2 tRNA genes are annotated in these 251 nt (G+C 51.0%); both read right to left on the minus strand.

From position 1 onward, the window contains the following. Positions 1 to 44 precede the first annotated feature (44 nt). Positions 45 to 121: transfer RNA gene (locus RH40_RS01905), tRNA-Pro, on the minus strand. Between the two features lie 52 nt (positions 122 to 173). Next, positions 174 to 249 (minus strand) — tRNA-His (locus tag RH40_RS01910). Between the last annotated feature and the right edge of the window lie 2 nt (positions 250 to 251).

Consider the following 251-nt stretch of genomic DNA (forward strand, 5'->3'; position numbering starts at 1 on the left):
TAACAACAAAAAAGCCTCAGCTTTTCAGCTGAGGCTTCATATAGTGGTCGGTGAAGAGGGATTCGAACCCCCGACCCTCTGGTCCCAAACCAGATGCGCTACCAAGCTGCGCTATTCACCGACTTGTTTTTTCTGTGATGTAAATCACATCGGGAGCAAGGCACCCATAAAAATGGGGTGGCTAACGAGGCTCGAACTCGCGACAACCGGAATCACAATCCGGGGCTCTACCAACTGAGCTATAGCCACCA

The organism is Vibrio caribbeanicus ATCC BAA-2122, assembly GCF_000165125.1.
In the GTDB taxonomy this organism is placed as follows: Bacteria; Pseudomonadota; Gammaproteobacteria; order Enterobacterales; family Vibrionaceae; genus Vibrio; species Vibrio caribbeanicus.